General features: G+C 61.6%; 14 protein-coding genes and 1 pseudogene. 14 read left to right on the top strand and 1 reads right to left on the bottom strand.

Features of this window, described 5'->3' with window-relative positions:
• Positions 1–205 precede the first annotated feature (205 nt).
• The 12 genes and pseudogenes from pilM to ACM6IP_RS17305 all read left to right on the top strand — a co-directional run bounded on the left by pilM (position 206) and on the right by ACM6IP_RS17305 (position 15,708).
• Complete coding sequence (gene pilM, locus ACM6IP_RS17360) at positions 206–1,249, top strand: type IV pilus assembly protein PilM (RefSeq protein ID WP_414861951.1); 1,044 nt, start codon at positions 206–208, stop codon at positions 1,247–1,249.
• Entirely contained in the window at positions 1,249–1,806 is a 558-nt protein-coding gene (locus tag ACM6IP_RS17355) for a PilN domain-containing protein (RefSeq protein ID WP_414861950.1), read from the top strand. Before pilM ends, ACM6IP_RS17355 begins: the two co-directional genes overlap by 1 nt.
• Complete coding sequence (locus ACM6IP_RS17350) at positions 1,803–2,408, top strand: type 4a pilus biogenesis protein PilO (protein WP_401129035.1); 606 nt, start codon at positions 1,803–1,805, stop codon at positions 2,406–2,408. The genes ACM6IP_RS17355 and ACM6IP_RS17350 overlap by 4 nt, the downstream gene beginning before the upstream one ends.
• Positions 2,405–2,932, top strand: a complete 528-nt coding sequence (locus ACM6IP_RS17345; RefSeq protein WP_095167247.1) for a pilus assembly protein PilP — start codon at positions 2,405–2,407, stop codon at positions 2,930–2,932. The genes ACM6IP_RS17350 and ACM6IP_RS17345 overlap by 4 nt, the downstream gene beginning before the upstream one ends.
• Before the next feature lie 139 nt (positions 2,933–3,071).
• Positions 3,072–4,316: pseudogene (locus ACM6IP_RS17340) on the top strand (type IV pilus secretin PilQ); the annotation flags it as partial.
• 4 nt (positions 4,317–4,320) lie between these two features.
• Entirely contained in the window at positions 4,321–4,839 is a 519-nt protein-coding gene (gene aroK, locus ACM6IP_RS17335) for a shikimate kinase AroK (protein WP_095167243.1), read from the top strand.
• Positions 4,840–4,986: 147 nt separating this feature from the next.
• Positions 4,987–6,087 (top strand): 3-dehydroquinate synthase, encoded by a 1,101-nt coding sequence (aroB, locus tag ACM6IP_RS17330; RefSeq protein ID WP_159993278.1) that lies wholly within the window; start codon positions 4,987–4,989, stop codon positions 6,085–6,087.
• A gap of 10 nt (positions 6,088–6,097) precedes the next feature.
• Positions 6,098–7,684 carry an SPOR domain-containing protein gene (locus ACM6IP_RS17325; RefSeq protein ID WP_414861949.1) on the top strand — a complete coding sequence of 529 codons (1,587 nt, stop codon included), beginning with the start codon at positions 6,098–6,100 and terminating at the stop codon, positions 7,682–7,684.
• Between the two features lie 348 nt (positions 7,685–8,032).
• Positions 8,033–12,478: a glutamate synthase large subunit gene (gene gltB, locus ACM6IP_RS17320; protein WP_401129027.1), complete on the top strand. Its 4,446-nt coding sequence runs from the start codon at positions 8,033–8,035 to the stop codon at positions 12,476–12,478.
• A gap of 32 nt (positions 12,479–12,510) precedes the next feature.
• Complete coding sequence (locus ACM6IP_RS17315; protein WP_095167235.1) at positions 12,511–13,929, top strand: FAD-dependent oxidoreductase; 1,419 nt, start codon at positions 12,511–12,513, stop codon at positions 13,927–13,929.
• 245 nt (positions 13,930–14,174) lie between these two features.
• Positions 14,175–15,242 carry a uroporphyrinogen decarboxylase gene (gene hemE / locus ACM6IP_RS17310; protein WP_095167233.1) on the top strand — a complete coding sequence of 356 codons (1,068 nt, stop codon included), beginning with the start codon at positions 14,175–14,177 and terminating at the stop codon, positions 15,240–15,242.
• A gap of 118 nt (positions 15,243–15,360) precedes the next feature.
• Positions 15,361–15,708: a YgiW/YdeI family stress tolerance OB fold protein gene (locus tag ACM6IP_RS17305; protein WP_095167231.1), complete on the top strand. Its 348-nt coding sequence runs from the start codon at positions 15,361–15,363 to the stop codon at positions 15,706–15,708.
• A 44-nt stretch (positions 15,709–15,752) separates the two neighbouring features.
• Here ACM6IP_RS17305 and ACM6IP_RS17300 read toward each other — a convergent pair whose 3' ends face one another.
• Complete coding sequence (locus tag ACM6IP_RS17300; RefSeq protein ID WP_095167229.1) at positions 15,753–17,030, bottom strand: MFS transporter; 1,278 nt, start codon at positions 17,028–17,030, stop codon at positions 15,753–15,755.
• A gap of 119 nt (positions 17,031–17,149) precedes the next feature.
• Between ACM6IP_RS17300 and ACM6IP_RS17295 the strand changes: the two genes are divergently transcribed.
• Together ACM6IP_RS17295 and ACM6IP_RS17290 are read left to right on the top strand one after the other, a co-directional pair.
• Positions 17,150–18,052, top strand: coding sequence for a LysR substrate-binding domain-containing protein (locus ACM6IP_RS17295; RefSeq protein ID WP_414861948.1), 903 nt, complete (start codon positions 17,150–17,152; stop codon positions 18,050–18,052).
• A gap of 97 nt (positions 18,053–18,149) precedes the next feature.
• Complete coding sequence (locus ACM6IP_RS17290) at positions 18,150–18,380, top strand: hypothetical protein (RefSeq protein ID WP_414861947.1); 231 nt, start codon at positions 18,150–18,152, stop codon at positions 18,378–18,380.
• Positions 18,381–18,395 lie beyond the last annotated feature (15 nt).

Here is an 18,395-nt window from a genome sequence, read left to right as displayed (position 1 = left end):
ATATCCAGGGCAAAGAATGAATTTGGCGTCAGGGCATTCAGGGAAAACAAGGAGCGGCCTGCGCTTGAAGAAAGCGGAAAAAAACGCTGGGCATTATAAGCATTTTTCCGCTTAAAGCGCATTTGGCCACGCTGTCAAGACGTTGCGATTGCCTGCAAGGCCGGCAAAGCACGCGTAACTCACGGAAAGTCATAGGGAATTGACTGTGCCACGACTCTTCAGGAAAAAACCTAGAACCCTCTTGGGTATCGACATCGACGCCGCCTCGGTCAGGCTGGTCGAATTAAGCCGCTCAGGCGCGTGTTATCGGCTCGAGACCTACGCAATAGAGCCGTTGCCGGCGAATGCAGTGGTGGAGGCCGCCATTGTTCAAGTGGAGGTCGTGGGGCAGGCATTGGCCCGCGCATGGCTGAAAGCCGGGACCCGGGTGCGCAATGTAGCAGTGGCGGTTTCCGGATCGGCGGTCATCACCAAGACCCTGGAAATGCCAGCGGGAATGACGAACGACGACCTGGAAAGCCAGTTGAAGCTGGACGCGGACCAGTACATTCCCTATCCCCTCGATGACATGGCCCTGGATTTCCAGGTCCAGGGAATCTCGCGGCACAATCCGGGGCAGGTCGAGGTGTTGCTGGCGGCCTGTCGCAAGGATCATGTCGAGTTGCTTGAGGCCGCGCTGGAACTGGCTGGGCTGACGGCGCGGGTGGTGGATATCCAGGCGCATGCGCTGGCGCGTTGCGTGGATCTGCTGGCAACGCCGCCGGACGGTGCCCAGGCGCAGTCGCTAGTGGCGCTGGTCGAGATTGGCAACGGTCTGTCGACTTTAAGCGTGATAAGCGCTGGCCAGATCCTGTATGCCCGCGAACAACTGCTGGGTGCGCACCAACTGAACCAGGCCGGTGAGCCGAGCTACGGGTTTGCTCTCGAACCGGCAGGAGTGGCGACGCAGCCGGGTGGGCTGGACCTGTTTTGCGATGCTGAGGTATTGGCGCAACAGCTATCGCGCTCATTGCAGGAGTTTTTCGCCTTGGGCCAGCACGGCGCAGTCGAGCATATCCTGCTGGCCGCAGGGGCCTGCGCGGTGGCCGGGCTGGATCGCCTGCTCGAACAGCATCTGGGCATCCCGACCCGGGTGGCCAATCCTTTTGCCGGCATGGCCTTGGGCAGTGCGGTCGATGCTGCGGCACTCGCCCACAATGCGCCCGGGTTGATGGTCGCCTGCGGTCTGGCGTTAAGGAGCTTTGACTGATGGCCAGGATCAATCTTCTGCCATGGCGTGAAAAGCAGCGCGAGGTGCGGCACCAACATTTCTTGTGGCAGTTGGTCGGTATCGCCGTAGTTGCGACCGGCCTCATCGTGCTGGGCGAGCGCATCCTTGACCGCGCCATCGAGCAGCAAGCTTCGCGCAACGCCTACCTTGGTGCCCGCATTGCCAGCCTGGATGAGCGGATCAGCCAGATCAGCGATCTACAAGCCCGGCGCGAGCAGTTGCTGGCGCGGTTGCAGATCATTCAGGGTCTGCAAGGTAATCGGCCGGCCAGTGTCAGGCTCTTCGATCAATTGACCCGCGCACTGCCCGATGGTGTGTATTTCACCGAGTTGGGGAGGGTCGGCAAGACGCTGTCGATCGGCGGTGTGGCCGAGTCCAATGCCCAGGTTTCGCAGCTCCTGCGTAGCCTTGCGGCCGCGGGTGGCCTGGCTGTTCCTGTGCTGGAGGAGGTTAAAACAGCAAGCGCTGGCGCCGAGGACTCGACCAGTGTTTTTCGCTTGACCGTGGCTCAGGCGCAAGCCGGCGTGGAGGCATGAGGCGGCTCCCATGGTTGACCCTCGATGGCCTGAACATGCACAACATGGCGACCTGGCCGGCGCTGGGCAAAGCCCTGCTGGGCGTGCTGGTTATGGTGGTGCTGCTGGTCCTGGGCTATAGCTTCTATCTGCGCGAACTGCAGGCGCGGCTGGTACTTGCCCGCGCCGGGGAGGCCGAACTCAAGCAGGTATTTGTGAGCAAGGCGCACCAAGCGGCCCATTTACAGCCTCACCTCGAGCAGATGAGGACTATGCAAAGCGCCTTCGCCACGCTGTTGCGGCAACTGCCCGGCGACACTGAGATGCCAGGGTTGCTGGAGGACATCAGTCGTGCAGGCTCGGGCAGTGGTCTGGAGCTGGAAGAGATCAAGTTGTTGCCCGAGGTCAACCAGCCGTTCTACGTCGAGCTGCCAATCCAGATCAGCGCGAGGGGGGCCTACCATGACCTGGCGGCGTTCGTCAGCGCTGTCTCGGCCTTACCGCGGATCGTCACGCTGCACGACTTCAGCATTCGCCCGCTGGATTCCAGCGAGGGTCCGACGCTGCGCATGAACATCCTGGCAAGAACCTATCGCTCCGCCGACAGCGGGCAGCAACCATGAACACGGTGCGTTGCGGGTGGTTGGCGTTGTTGCTCGGTGGTCTGGCTGGCTGTGGTGGTGAGCGCGATTTCAGTGATCTGGACACCTACATGGATGAAGCGCGCCTTGAATTGCCCGGCCCTCTCGAAGCCGTGCCGACGTGGGCGTCGTACCCGGTGTTCAGTTACGGCGCGGCGTCGCTGCGCAGTCCGTTCTCGCCGCAGGTCACGACGGGCGAGGAGGGGCTGCTGCGAGGCGAGCCAAGGGGTGAGCCGGATCGACTGCGGCCCCGCCAGCACCTCGAGCGCTTCGGTATCGAGCAGTTCGAAATGGTCGGCACCATGGTCGGTACCTCGGGGGCGTATGCCCTGCTGCGCGGTGCGGGTGCGGTGCATCGGCTCAAGGTGGGTGACTACCTCGGGCGCAATGAAGGCCGAGTGGTATCGGTCAGCGAGACCCGGGTCGAGGTGGTCGAGCTGGTGCCCGACGGCCAGGGCGCCTGGCTGGAACGACCACGCAGCCTTTCCTTGAACACGCACTCCTAGTGGAGCTCTAACCATGTACAGGATTTTTTCGACCCTCGGTGTGGCGCTATGGATTGCGCTGCTGTCACCGGGGTTGTTGGCCAGTTCCAGGGCGCTGGATATTGTCGCGCCACCCGGTGATCAGCGCGCCGAACGTCATGCCTTCAGTGGCGAAAGGTTGTCGTTGAATTTCCAGGACATCGAAGTGCGTTCGGTGCTGCAACTGATCGCCGACTTCACTGGCCTCAACCTGGTGGCCAGCGACTCGGTGCAGGGCAGCATCACGCTGCGCCTGGATAACGTGCCCTGGGACCAGGCGCTGGACCTGGTACTCAAGACCAAGGGCCTGGACCAGCGTCGGGCTGGCAACGTCCTGCTGGTCGCCCCGGCACAGGAAATTGCCGCCCGTGAGCGGCAGACGCTGGAGTCGCAGCGGCAACTGGCCGAACTCGCCCCACTGCGGCGTGAGCTGTTGCAGGTCAATTACGCCAAGGCCACTGAAATAGCCCGGCTGTTCCAGTCAGTGACCAATGCCCAGGACCGACTCGACGAGCGAGGCACGCTGACGGTGGATGAGCGAACCAACAACATCATCGCCTTCCAGACCCAGGATCGAATGGACGAGCTACGACGGATCGTCACGCAACTGGATGTGCCGGTACGCCAGGTGATGATCGAGGCGCGGATAGTCGAGGCCAATGTCGATTACGACAAGAGTCTGGGCGTGCGCTGGGGTGGTGCGATGGGCCGGGGCAACTGGAGTGCCTCCGGGGTTGGCGGCGATGGAGCGGCTCTGCTCAGCTCGGGCAGCGCGCCATTTGTCGATATGGGGGCAGCGGGTGCTACCTCGGGGCTGGGCATTGCATTCATTACCGATAACCTGCTGCTCGACCTTGAACTGTCGGCCATGGAGAAAACCGGCAACGGCGAAGTCGTCTCGCAACCCAAGGTGGTGACTGCCGACAAGGAAACCGCGAAGATCCTCAAGGGCACTGAAATTCCTTATCAGGAGAGCAGCTCCAGCGGCGCCACCTCGGTGTCGTTCAAGGAGGCTTCGCTGTCGCTGGAGGTGACGCCGCAGATCACCCCGGACAATCGCATCATCATGGAGGTCAAGGTCACCAAGGACGAGCCCGATTACCTGAACAAGGTGCAGGATGTGCCGCCGATCAAGAAAAACGAGGTCAATGCCAAGGTGCTGGTGGTCGATGGGGAAACCATCGTCATAGGCGGGGTTTTCTCAAATACTCAAAGCAAGGTTGTAGATAAGGTGCCATTTCTTGGTGATGTGCCGTATCTTGGCCGCCTTTTCCGGCGTGACGTGGTGTCGGAGAGAAAATCCGAGCTGCTGGTATTTCTCACTCCGCGTATCATGAATAACCAGGCGATTGCTGTGAGTCATTGATTCTGTGCGAAATTTGATTCTTGTTGGGCCAATGGGTGCGGGTAAAAGCACCATCGGCCGCTTGCTGGCCAAAGAGCTGCGTCTGCCGTTCAAGGATTCCGATAAGGAAATTGAATTGCGCACAGGCGCCAATATCCCGTGGATCTTCGATAAGGAAGGCGAACCCGGCTTTCGTGATCGCGAGCAGGCGATGATCGCCGAGCTCTGTGAGCTCGATGGCGTGGTGCTGGCGACCGGCGGTGGTGCGGTCATGCGCGAAGCCAATCGTCGGGCGCTGCACGCCGGCGGTCGCGTGGTCTACTTGCACGCCTCGGTCGAGCAGCAGGTCGGGCGCACCGCGCGCGACCGCAATCGTCCCTTGCTGCGTACCGCTGATCCGGCAAAAACCCTGCGTGACTTGCTGGCCCTGCGCGATCCGCTGTATCGGGAAATCGCCGACCTGGTGGTGCAAACCGATGAGCGGCCGCCGCGGATGGTGGTGCTGGATATTCTGGAACGCTTGCAGCAGCTACCTCCCCGTTAATCCGCAGGGCGAAATGCGCTATCCTCGGCGTCGCGCCATGGCGGCAGTCGGGTGTGGCGCATGGCTAGCACGCCACGTCACACAGGCAGACGTGGCCAGTCGATAACATAAGGCAGGACGCCTGATTCCAACTTACTGTGGGGACACATGCAGACACTTAAGGTTGATCTAGGCGAGCGTAGCTACCCGATCCATATTGGCGAAGGGTTGCTGGATCAGCCCGAGTTGCTGGCGCCACACATCGCCGGACGGCAGGTGGCAATCATCTCCAACGAGACCGTTGCCCCGCTGTATCTGGAGCGCTTGACCCGCAGCCTGGCGCAGTTCTCGGTCATTTCCGTGGTACTGCCCGACGGCGAAGCCTTCAAGAACTGGGAAACCCTGCAAAGCATATTCGACGGCCTGCTGACCGCGCGCCATGACCGCCGCACCACCGTGATCGCCCTGGGCGGCGGAGTGATTGGCGACATGGCCGGGTTCGCTGCCGCCTGTTACCAGCGGGGCGTGGACTTCATCCAGGTACCGACCACCCTGTTGTCGCAAGTCGACTCCTCGGTGGGCGGCAAGACCGGTATCAACCATCCGCTGGGCAAGAACATGGTCGGCGCCTTCTATCAGCCCAACGTGGTGCTGATCGATACCGCCACCCTCAATACGCTGCCGGAGCGCGAGCTGTCCGCGGGCCTGGCCGAAGTCATCAAGTACGGTTTGATCTGCGACGAGCCGTTCCTCACCTGGCTCGAAGAAAACGTTGACCGCCTGCGGGCCCTGGACCAGGACGCCCTGACCTATGCGATCGCGCGCTCCTGTGCAGCCAAGGCCGCGGTGGTCGGTGCCGACGAGCGTGAGACCGGCGTGCGCGCCACTCTCAACCTGGGGCATACCTTCGGTCACGCCATCGAAACCCACATGGGCTATGGTGTGTGGCTACATGGTGAGGCGGTCGCTGCTGGCACCGTAATGGCCCTGGAGATGTCCTCGCGCCTGGGCTGGATCACTCCCAAGGAGCGTGACCGGGGCATTGCCCTGTTCCTGCGCGCCGGGTTGCCGGTGATCCCGCCGCCAGAGATGAGCGAAGCCGATTTTCTCGAACACATGGCAATCGACAAGAAAGTAATCGACGGACGTCTGCGCCTGGTGCTGCTACGCCGCATGGGCGAGGCAGTCGTGACCGACGATTATCCGAAAGAGATTTTACAGGCAACGCTGGGAGCGGATTACCGTGCCCTGGCTCAGCTGAAAGGTTAATAAGATCACAATGACCAGTTTGCATGCCGACGAGGCGTTCCTAGGCCACTACCAGTTGAACCACGACCCCTTTGCTCCGCGGGTGCCTGGCTTCAAGTTTTTCCCTGCCCAGCGCAAACCGGTGCTGGGGCAACTGCATCACCTGGCCCGCTACAGCCAGTTGTTGCTGGTGGTCACTGGCCCGCTGGGCAGTGGCAAGACCCTGTTGCGTCAGGCGCTGGTGGCCAGCACCAACAAACAGTCGGTGCAGAGCGTGGTGGTTTCCGCCCGTGGTGCCGGCGACGCAGCGGGTGTGCTGCGTCAGGTAGCCCAGTCCCTGGATGTCGCCCAGGCGGAAGTCGGTGCGATCCTCAAGCAAGTGGTGCAACTGGCGCTGACCGGCCAGGAAGTCTATCTGCTGGTGGATGATGCCGAGCAGCTCGACGAATCGGCGCTTGAGGCTTTGCTGGCCTTGGCTGCTGGCGCCCCGGAAGGCCGCCCGCATGTGTTCCTGTTTGGCGAGCCTTCGCTGATCGCCGGGCTTGAGCAGTTGAGCACCGAGGAAGAGCGCTTCCACGTGATCGAGCTGCAGCCCTACGCGGAAGAAGAAACCCGCGAATACCTGGCCCAGCGTCTTGAGGGTGCGGGCAGGGGAATCGAACTTTTTACCGCTAATCAGATCTCTGAGATTCACGAAAGCTCCGACGGCTGGCCTGGAAACATCAACCAGGTTGCCCGCGATGCGATGATCGAAGCCATGATTGCTAGCCGCTCCGCGGTCAAGCGTCCAAGTATGGGGTTCAACATGCCGAAGAAACACGTATTGGCGATATCCGCCGTAGTCGTGGTCGCGGTGGCTGCCGCCTGGTTGCTGCCAGGTCGCAACAAGACACCAACCACCGGGGCTCCAGCCAACGAGCAGGCGCAGTTACCCCTGGGTCAGGGTGCCAACGGCGGTGCGCCGTCGGTCGAATTCGCCGGCAATACCCAGCCAATGCCCTTGCCGTTGGTCGGCCAGTCGCAGCCGGTTATGCGCGGTCCTTTGGCTGAAGCTGCCGGTGGCATCACCGAGGGCGATGATGGCGTGCCGCTCGAAGGCTCCAGCAGTGTTCCGCCGACCGTGACCACCATTGCTCCGCCAAGCGGCGTGCCTGCCGGTCCTGCGCCGACGCCCGCGGCCAAGCCGGTGCCTGCGCCAACCCAGGTCGCGACGGCCAAGCCTGCCCCGGCCCCAGTGGCCAAGCCGGCACCCGCGCCTGTGGTCAAGCCAGCGCCGGTGACCAAGCCAGTAGAGAAGCCAGCCACTGTCGCCAAGGCAGCGCCGGCAGTCGGTGGCACCTGGTATGCCGGTCAGAAGCCGGGTAACTACGTGGTACAAATCCTCGGCACCAGCTCGGAGGCCTCGGCCCAGAGCTTCGTCAAGGAGCAGGGCGGCGAGTACCGTTATTTCAAGAAAGTTCTCAACGGCAAGCCGCTTTACGTCATCACCTACGGTAACTTCGCCAACCGCGATGCCGCTGTATCCGCCATCAAGGCCTTGCCAGCGAAGGTTCAGGCTGGTAAACCTTGGCCTCGCTCTGTCGCCAGCGTCCAACAAGAACTGGCAACAGCTCGCTGAAGATTCGGCGGCCTTACCCAGGCCGCCTCTCCCGGCACCTCAAAATTTCTGCAAGGCATGCTGCCCTCAGGCCGCGTGCCTTGTGGTGTCTGCGTCACAGTAGTCTTTGAGTCGTTGCGGTCAGAATTAAAAAAAGTTTTGACTAGCACAGTAGATCGCTTTAAACCTTTCATAAATGCGACATAGATTTGCGACATTTCGTCGTCAAATTTGTGAGCCTCTGTGTCGGTGTGTACAATGACCTCCCTTTTGCCCCCGCAAAGCTGGCGTACGTTCGGCTCGGAAGGTAAGTGGTTGAATTGAAAAGAAATTTGTCTCGATAAGAGGCAGCCTGGTGAGAAAGTGTCTATGAAAGCAGGTCTGTACCAACCAGATGAATTCAAGGATAACTGCGGTTTCGGCCTGATAGCCCATATGCAGGGCGAACCCAGTCATACCCTTTTGCAAACGGCCATCGAGGCCCTGACCTGCATGACCCACCGCGGTGGGATCAACGCCGACGGCAAGACCGGTGACGGTTGCGGTCTGCTTATTCAGAAACCGGATGTGTTCCTGCGGGCAATCGCCCAGGAAACCTTCGGCGTAGCATTGCCCAAGCAATATGCAGTGGGCATGGTGTTCTTCAATCAGGACCCGGTTAAAGCCGAGGCCGCGCGCGAGAACATGAACCGCGAGATCCTCGCCGAAGGCCTGCAGTTGGTCGGCTGGCGCAAAGTGCCGATCGATACCAGCGTCCTTGGCCGCCTGGCCCTGGAGCGTCTGCCGCAGATCGAACAGGTGTTCATCGCCGGCGATGGCCTGAGCGATCAGGACATGGCAATCAAGCTGTTCAGCTCCCGTCGTCGTTCGTCCGTGGCCAACGCCGCCGACACCGACCACTACATCTGCAGCTTTTCCCACAAGACCATCATTTACAAAGGCCTGATGATGCCGGCGGACCTCACCGCCTTCTATCCGGACCTGAGTGACCAGCGCCTGCAAACCGCGATCTGCGTGTTCCACCAGCGCTTCTCCACCAACACCCTGCCGAAATGGCCGTTGGCCCAACCGTTCCGCTTCCTGGCGCACAACGGCGAGATCAACACCATCACCGGCAACCGCAACTGGGCCGTGGCCCGTCGCACCAAGTTCAGCAACGACCTGATGGACCTGGAAGAGCTCGGCCCGCTGGTCAACCGCGTGGGTTCGGACTCCTCGAGCATGGACAACATGCTGGAGCTGATGGTCACCGGTGGCATCGACCTGTTCCGTGGCGTGCGGATGATCATTCCGCCAGCGTGGCAGAACGTCGAGACCATGGACCCGGACCTGCGTGCGTTCTACGAGTACAACTCGATGCACATGGAGCCGTGGGACGGCCCGGCCGGCGTGGTCATGACTGACGGTCGCTACGCGGTGTGCCTGCTTGACCGTAACGGTCTGCGTCCGGCGCGCTGGGTCACTACCAAGAACGGCTTCATCACCCTGGCCTCGGAAATCGGCGTCTGGAACTACCAGCCGCAAGATGTGATCGCCAAGGGCCGCGTGGGTCCGGGCCAGATCTTTGCCGTGGACACCGAGACCGGGCAGATCCTCGACACCGACGCCATCGACAACCGCTTGAAGTCCCGTCATCCGTACAAGCAATGGCTGCGCAAGAATGCCCTGCGCATCCAGGCGACCATGGAAGACAACGACCACGGTTCGGCTTTCTACGACGTCGACCAGCTCAAGCAGTACATGAAGATGTACCAGGTGACGTTCGAAGAGCGTGACCAGGTACTGCGTCCACTGGGTGAGCAGGGCTACGAAGCTGTTGGTTCGATGGGCGACGATACGCCGATGGCCGTGCTGTCCCAGCGCGTGCGCACGCCGTACGACTATTTCCGCCAGCAGTTCGCCCAGGTTACCAACCCGCCGATCGACCCGCTGCGTGAAGCCATCGTCATGTCGTTGGAGATCTGCCTCGGTGCCGAGCGCAACATCTTCCAGGAGTCGCCGGAACACGCTTCACGCGTGATCCTCAGCTCGCCGGTGATTTCCCCGGCCAAGTGGCGCTCGCTGATGAACCTCGATCGCCCGGGCTTCGAACGCCAGATCATCGACCTCAACTACGACGAGAGCCTTGGCCTCGAAGCCGCAGTGCGCAATGTCGCTGACCAGGCTGAAGAAGCCGTGCGCGCCGGTCGCACCCAGATCGTGCTGAGCGACCGTCATATTGCCCCGGGCAAGTTGCCGATCCACGCTTCGCTGGCTACCGGCGCGGTGCACCACCGCCTGACCGAAAAAGGCCTGCGCTGCGACTCCAACATCCTGGTCGAGACCGCCACTGCGCGCGATCCGCACCACTTCGCGGTACTGATCGGGTTCGGCGCTTCGGCGGTCTATCCGTTCCTGGCCTATGAAGTGCTGGGCGACCTGATCCGCACCGGCGAAGTGCTGGGCGACCTCTATGAGGTGTTCAAGAACTACCGCAAAGGCATCACCAAGGGCCTGCTGAAGATCCTGTCGAAGATGGGCATCTCCACCATTGCGTCCTACCGTGGTGCGCAGTTGTTCGAAGCCATCGGCCTGTCCCAGGAAGTCTGCGACTTGAGCTTTCGTGGCGTACCGAGCCGGATCAAGGGCGCGCGTTTCGTCGACATCGAAGCCGAGCAGAAGGCCCTGGCTGCCGAAGCCTGGAGCCCGCGCAAGCCGATCCAGCAAGGCGGCCTGCTGAAGTTCGTCCACGGTGGCGAATATCACGCCTACAACCCGGACGTGGTCAACACCCTGCAAGCCGCTGTGCAGCAGGGTGACTACGCCAAGTTCAAGGAATACACGGCGCTGGTGGATAACCGCCCGGTGTCGATGATCCGCGACCTGTTCAAGGTCAAGACCCTCGAGACGCCGCTGGACATCAGCGAGATCGAACCGCTGGAATCGGTGCTCAAACGCTTCGACTCCGCCGGTATCTCGCTCGGCGCGCTGTCGCCGGAAGCCCACGAAGCCCTGGCCGAAGCCATGAACCGCCTGGGTGCGCGTTCCAACTCCGGCGAAGGCGGCGAAGACCCGGCACGCTACGGCACCATCAAGAGCTCGAAAATCAAGCAAGTCGCCACTGGCCGTTTTGGTGTGACCCCGGAATACCTGGTCAACGCCGAAGTGCTGCAGATCAAGGTGGCCCAGGGCGCCAAGCCAGGCGAAGGCGGGCAACTGCCGGGCGGCAAGGTCAACGGCCTGATCGCCAAGCTGCGTTACGCAGTGCCAGGCGTGACCCTGATCTCGCCTCCGCCGCACCACGACATCTACTCGATCGAAGATTTGTCGCAGCTGATTTTCGACCTCAAGCAAGTCAACCCCAAGGCCCTGGTCTCGGTGAAACTGGTGGCAGAAGCTGGCGTCGGCACCATTGCCGCCGGTGTGGCCAAGGCCTATGCCGACCTGATCACCATCTCCGGCTACGACGGCGGCACCGGTGCTTCGCCGCTGACCTCGATCAAGTACGCCGGCGCTCCATGGGAACTGGGCCTGGCGGAAACCCACCAGACCCTGCGCGGCAACGACCTGCGCGGCAAGGTTCGGGTGCAGACCGACGGTGGCCTGAAAACCGGCCTCGACGTGATCAAGGCGGCCATCCTCGGCGCTGAAAGCTTCGGTTTCGGCACCGCGCCAATGATCGCCCTGGGCTGCAAATACCTGCGCATCTGCCACCTGAACAACTGCGCCACCGGCGTGGCGACCCAGAACGAGAAGCTGCGCAAGGATCACTACATCGGTACCGTCGACATGGTGGTGAACTTCTTCACCTACGTCGCCGAAGAAACCCGTGAGTGGCTGGCCAAGCTGGGCGTGCGCTCCCTCGAAGAGCTGATCGGGCGGACCGACCTGCTGGACATCCTCGAAGGCCAGACCGCCAAGCAGCAACACCTGGACCTGACACCGTTGCTGGGCAGCGATCACATCCCGGCAGACAAACCACAGTTCTGCCAGGTCGAGCGCAACCCTCCGTTCGACAAGGGCCTGCTGGCCGAGAAAATGGTCGACCTGGCCACCTCGGCCATCAACGACCTGAGCGGCGCCGAATTTGCCCTGGACATCTGCAACTGCGACCGTTCGATCGGTGCGCGGATCTCCGGTGAAATCGCGCGTAAGCACGGTAACCAGGGCATGGCCAATGCGCCGATCACCTTCCGCTTCAAAGGTACTGCCGGGCAGAGCTTTGGGGTATGGAACGCCGGCGGCCTGAACATGTACCTGGAAGGCGATGCCAACGACTACGTGGGCAAGGGCATGACCGGCGGCAAGCTGGTTATCGTTCCGCCCAAGGGCAGCCTCTACAGGACGCAGGACAGCGCCATTATCGGCAACACCTGCCTGTACGGCGCCACGGGCGGCAAGCTGTTTGCCGCCGGTACCGCGGGCGAGCGTTTTGCGGTGCGTAACTCCGGTGCCCACACCGTGGTCGAAGGCACTGGCGATCACTGCTGCGAATACATGACCGGTGGTTTTGTCTGCGTTCTGGGCAAGACCGGTTACAACTTCGGCTCAGGCATGACCGGTGGTTTCGCCTATGTGCTCGACCAGGACAACACCTTCGTTGACCGGGTCAACCATGAACTGGTGGAAATCCAGCGGATCAGCGGCGAGGCGATGGAAGCCTACCGTAGCCATTTGCAGCGTGTGCTGAACGAGTACGTCGAGGAAACCGACAGCGAGTGGGGTCGTGAACTCGCCGAGAACCTCGATGATTACCTGCGCCGTTTCTGGTTGGTCAAGCCTAAGGCTGCCAGCTTGAAAACGTTGCTTTCCAGCACTCGTGCCAACCCGCAGTGATATGCGCCTGAAGAGTTTGATGAGGTTTTAACATGGCTGAACGTCTGAATAATGACTTCCAGTTCATCGAGGTCGGGCGCAAGGATCCGAAGAAGAAACTGTTGCGTCAACGCAAGAAAGAGTTCGTGGAAATCTACGAACCCTTCAAACCCCAGCAGTCGGCCGACCAGGCCCACCGCTGCCTGGGTTGCGGTAACCCGTATTGCGAATGGAAGTGCCCGGTGCACAACTTCATTCCCAACTGGCTCAAGCTGGTGGCCGAGGGCAACATCCTCGCCGCCGCCGAACTGTCGCACCAGACCAACACCTTGCCGGAAGTCTGCGGCCGGGTGTGCCCGCAAGACCGTTTGTGCGAGGGTGCCTGCACCCTCAATGACGGCTTCGGCGCGGTCACCATCGGCTCGGTGGAGAAGTACATCACCGACACCGCGTTCGCCATGGGCTGGCGCCCGGACATGTCCAAGGTCAAGCCGACCGGCAAACGTGTCGCGGTGATCGGTGCGGGCCCGGCGGGCCTGGGTTGTGCCGACGTGCTGGTGCGCGGCGGGGTGACCCCGGTGGTGTTCGACAAGAACCCGGAAATCGGCGGTCTGCTGACCTTCGGCATCCCCGAGTTCAAGCTGGAAAAGACCGTGCTGAGCAATCGCCGCGAAGTCTTCACCGGCATGGGCATCGAGTTCCGCCTCAACACCGAGGTGGGCAAGGACGTGACCATCGAACAGTTGCTCGAAGAATACGATGCGGTGTTCATGGGCATGGGCACCTACACCTACATGAAGGGCGGCTTTGCCGGTGAGGACCTGCCGGGCGTCTACGACGCCCTGGACTTCCTGATCGCCAACGTCAACCGCAACCTGGGCTTTGAAAAGTCGCCGGAAGATTTCGTCGACATGAAAGGCAAGAAGGTCGTGGTTCTCGGCGGCGGCGACACGGCGATGGACTGCAATCGCACCTCGATTCGCCAGGGCGCCAAGTCGGTGACCTGTGCCTATCGTCGTGATGAAGCGAACATGCCGGGCTCGCGCAAAGAGGTGAAGAACGCTAAGGAAGAAGGGGTGAAATTCCTCTACAACCGCCAGCCGATCGCCATTGTCGGCGAAGACCGGGTCGAAGGCGTGAAGGTAGTCGAGACCCGTCTCGGCGAGCCGGACGCCCGTGGCCGCCGCAGCCCCGAGCCGATTCCGGGCTCCGAAGAGATCATCCCGGCCGACGCCGTGGTCATCGCCTTTGGTTTCCGTCCAAGCCCGGCCAGCTGGTTCGAGCAGTTCGACATCCAGACCGACAGCCAGGGCCGCGTCGTGGCCCCGGAGCAAGGCAAGTTCAAGCACCAGACCAGCAACCCGAAAATCTTCGCCGGTGGCGACATGGTGCGCGGCTCCGACCTGGTAGTGACGGCGATCTTCGAAGGCCGCAATGCCGCCGAAGGGATCCTGGATTACCTGGGCGTCTAAAGCCCGTTCGAAACTGCAACGCAATACCTGTGGGAGCTGGCTTGCCAGCGATAGCATCACCTCGGTCTACCTGACCACCGAGGTGTCTGCATCGCTGGCAAGCCAGCTCCCACAGTGTTTTGTGGTGCTGCAAAAACTGCATTCCATTGCGACAAATTGACCCGATAGACAAAAGGCTGACCTGCAACCGTGCCTTTTGCGCCCGGCTCTGAGAAAATGCCCGCACTTTTTTTCCGGATGCCGACATGACTGCCCTGAAGAACGACCGTTTCCTTCGTGCCCTGCTCAAGCAACCCGTAGACGTCACGCCCGTGTGGATGATGCGTCAGGCCGGTCGCTACCTGCCTGAATACCGTGCCAGCCGCGCCAAGGCCGGCGACTTCATGAGCCTGTGCATGAACCCGGAGTTCGCGTGCGAAGTCACCATGCAGCCGCTCGACCGCTATCCGCAGCTGGATGCGGCGATCCTGTTCTCCGACATCCTGACCATCCCCGATGCCATGGGCCAAGGCCTGTACTTCGAAACCGGCGAAGGTCCGCGCTTCAAGAAAGTCGTCAGCACCCTGGCCGACATCGAAGCCCTGCCGATTCCTGATCCGCACAAAGACCTCGGCTACGTGATGGATGCAGTCAGCACCATCCGCCGCGAGCTCAACGGCCGCGTGCCGCTGATCGGCTTTGCCGGCAGCCCCTGGACCCTGGCCACCTACATGGTTGAAGGCGGTTCGTCGAAAGACTACCGCAAGACCAAAACCATGCTCTATGACAACCCGCAAGCCCTGCACCTGCTGCTGGACAAGCTCGCGCAGACGGTCACCAGCTACCTCAACGGCCAGATCATGGCCGGCGCACAAGCAGTGCAGATCTTCGACAGCTGGGGTGGCGCCCTGTCGGCGGCGGCGTACCAGGAATTCTCCCTGGCCTACATGCGCAAGATCGTCAACGGCCTGATCCGTGAGCACGAAGGCCGTAAAGTGCCAGTGATCCTGTTCACCAAGAGCGGCGGCCTGTGGCTGGAAAGCATCGCCGACACTGGCGCTGATGCATTGGGCCTGGACTGGACCTGCGATATCGGCAGCGCCCGTGACCGCGTCGGCAGCAAGGTAGCCCTGCAAGGCAACATGGACCCGACGGTGCTGTACGCCAAGCCAGAAGCAATCCGCAGCGAAGTCGGGCGGATCCTCGCCAGCTACGGCAAAGGCAGCGGCCACGTGTTCAACCTCGGTCACGGCATCACCCCGGAAGTCGATCCGGAACACGCCGGTGCCTTCCTGCGCGCGGTGCACGAGTTGTCGGCGCAGTATCACGAGTGATCATGACCCGATAACAAACGCCCGGCGCTTGCCGGGCATTTTTTTGCGCGCAGATTAAGTTTCAATTCAGCGAGCCTGTTTACGCTGGGTCCATCGAAATCCAGATGGAATCATCGCCATGAAAGCACGCTACCTCGCTCTGCTTGTTGCCCCCCTGTTCAGCACCGCGGTCCTGGCTGCCGGTTACACCGGGCCGGGTGCCGAGCCCATCACCACGGTGGCCGCTGCCAACGAAGCGGCTGACGACACGCCAGTCGTCCTGCAGGGTTTTGTGGTGAAGAAGCTGAACAACGACGACAAATACGAGTTCAAGGATTCCAGCGGTACGGTCACCGTTGAGATCGATGATGAGGATCTACCTGCGGTCGCCTTCAACGACAAAACCCGGGTCAAGCTGACCGGTGAAGTGGAAAAGGGCTTGCTCAAGCGTGAGATCGATGTCGATCGGGTGGAAATCCTCAATTAAGACCGAGTTTTTCCCCAAGGGCCGCCATGCGGCCCTTTTTTGCGTCAGGGCTTGGCGCTCTCCGCCAGGGTCGGCAACTTCGCCAGCTTCAACGCGACCAGTAGCGCAATCACCAGCAGCGTGCCGATGAACAACCCGATCCCGTTCCAGCCGCCCTGGTGCCAGAACACGCCGCCCACCGTACCGGCGATGCTTCCCCCGGCGTAGTAGCTGAACAGGTACAGCGACGATGCCTGGCCCTTGGCCTTGGTGGCGCGGCGGCCGATCCAGCTGCTGGCCACCGAGTGTGCGCCGAAGAAGCCGAAGGTGAAGATCAGCATGCCGACGATCACCAGTGGCAACGGGCTGAGCATGGTCACGGCCAACCCGCCAAGCATCAGCACGATGGTGCCCCAGAGCACCTTGCGCCGACCCAGGCGATCGGCCAGGGAGCCGATCTTCGCCGAACTGTAGATGCCCGACAGGTACACCACCGACAGCAGGCCGACCAAGGCCTGGTCCATGTGGTACGGCGCGGCCAGCAGGCGATAGCCGATGTAGTTGAACAGCGTGACGAAGGCGCCCATCAGCACAAAGGCTTCGAGGAACAGCAGCGGCAGGCCGGCGTCGCGAAAATGCATGGTGAAGCCATCGAGCAAGCTGCGTGGGTGCAGCGAGCGCGCGCGGAAGTTGCGCGATTCGGGGAGGATCTTCCAGAACACCGCCGCGGCGATCAGCGCCAACCCGCCAATCACCAGCATCGCCGTGTGCCAGCTGACGAAGTCGATCAGCACCCCGACTATCAGTCGGCCGCACATGCCGCCTATGGCGTTGCCGCCGATGTACAGGCCCATTGCCAGGCCGATGTGCTGTGGGTGGATCTCTTCACTGAGGTAGGTCATCGCCACCGCCGCCAGGCCGCTCAGGGCCAGGCCGGTCAGCGCGCGCATCAGCAGGATGCCCTCCCAGGTCGGCATCAGGGCGCTGCCCAGGGTGCACAGCGCGGCGGCGAACAACGCTGCGACCATCACCGGTTTTCGGCCGATGCGGTCGGACAGGGGGCCGGTGATCAACAGGCCGATGGCGAGCATGCCGGTGGACACCGAGAGAATCAGGCTGCTCTGCGCGGCGTTGATCGAGAACTCATGGGAAAACAGCGGCATCATCGGCTGCACGCAGTACAGCAAGGCAAAGGTGGCGAAGCCGCCGCTGAACAGCGCGAGCACCGTGCGCAGGAACATCGGCGTACCTTTTTCGATGTACACCTCATGCAGTTGGGCGACCCCGGGGGCCTGTGCGGCAGGCGGAAGATCATGGGCGAGTGGCGCAACAGCAGTTTTCACGGGGGACCTCAGGAGTGCACGGCCGGGCAGGCAATGAAAAAAGCATATAGCTGGCTAATGTTTCTATCCAATATATTGTTCGACCTGTTTAAGATGTTTTACGACCTAATGGAGTTTTCATGGAATTGCGCCATCTGCGCTACTTTATCGCCGTCGCCGAAGAACTGCATTTCGGCCGCGCGGCACAGGTGTTGGGCATCTCCCAGCCGCCATTGAGCCAGCAGATCCAGGTGCTGGAACAGGAGATCGGGGCGCGTCTGTTCGAGCGTACCAATCGTCGGGTCGAACTCAGCGAGGCTGGCCGGCTATTCCTTGAAGAGGCGCGGCTGGTGCTGGCCCAGGTCGACAAAGCCGCCGATGTGGCCCGCCGCGCTCAACTGGGCGAGCTGGGGGAGTTGAAGATTGGCTTCACCTCATCGGCGCCGTTCAACTCAACCATCCCCCAAGCCATCTTTGCCTTTCGCCAGCGCTTCCCGGCCGTGCACCTGAACCTGCGGGAAATGAGCAGCACCCAGGTCGCCGATGCACTGGTGGACGAGTCGATCCAGGTCGGCATCATGCGGCCGTTGCCGCTGCCGGACTCGCTGGAGGTGGTCGAGCTGACCCGCGAGCCGCTGGTGGCGGTACTCAGTGCCAAGGACCCGTTGTCGGTGGGCAGTGAGGAGGGCCTGTTTCTGTCGGCGCTGGCCCATGAGCCGTTCGTGTTCTTTCCGCGCAGCTACGGCAGCGGCCTCTACGCGCAACTGCTGAGCCTGGCACGCGACGCCGGCTTCAGCCCGCACTTTGCCCAGGAAGCCGGCGAGGCCATGACCATCATCGGCCTGGTGGCGGCGGGGCTGGGAGTCTCGGTACTACCGGCGTCCTACCAACGGATGCGCATCGACGGCGTGGTCTACCGACCGCTACTCGATCCCCTGGCCATGTCGGCGGTGTGGCTGGTACAGCGCAAGGACCAGAAGTCACCGATGGCCAAGGCGTTTGTCGAGCTACTGACGCGCAAGGTCGACGCAGTGAAGTCGTGAGCAAGGTGTCGCTCTCGGGACATTTCAAGTAATGGATTGAACTTAGTGGTTTTCGCGATTCTTGCGCAGAATCGATTTCTTTAGTCGGGTGACACGGATGCCACTTCAATATCAGCCCAAGGAAGGCAGTGTGCTGATTTGCGACTTCAGGGGCTATGAAGTCCCAGAAATGATCAAGGTCAGACCTGTTGTCGTCATACGAAAGCACAGGCTCGATCGAATCAAGAGTCGTGATCGCAAAGGAAAGCGCGTGTACGGCATTTCACAACTTGAAACAGATGAGTTTAATGCCATCAAGGTCGCGGTGCGTAGGGCGCTGGGTTTATGATGCGGTCGAATCTGG

The sequence above is a fragment of the Pseudomonas sp. IT-P176 genome, assembly GCF_949767245.1.
Classification (GTDB): Bacteria; Pseudomonadota; Gammaproteobacteria; order Pseudomonadales; family Pseudomonadaceae; genus Aquipseudomonas.
This window is presented reverse-complemented; position numbering and strand designations above follow the sequence as displayed.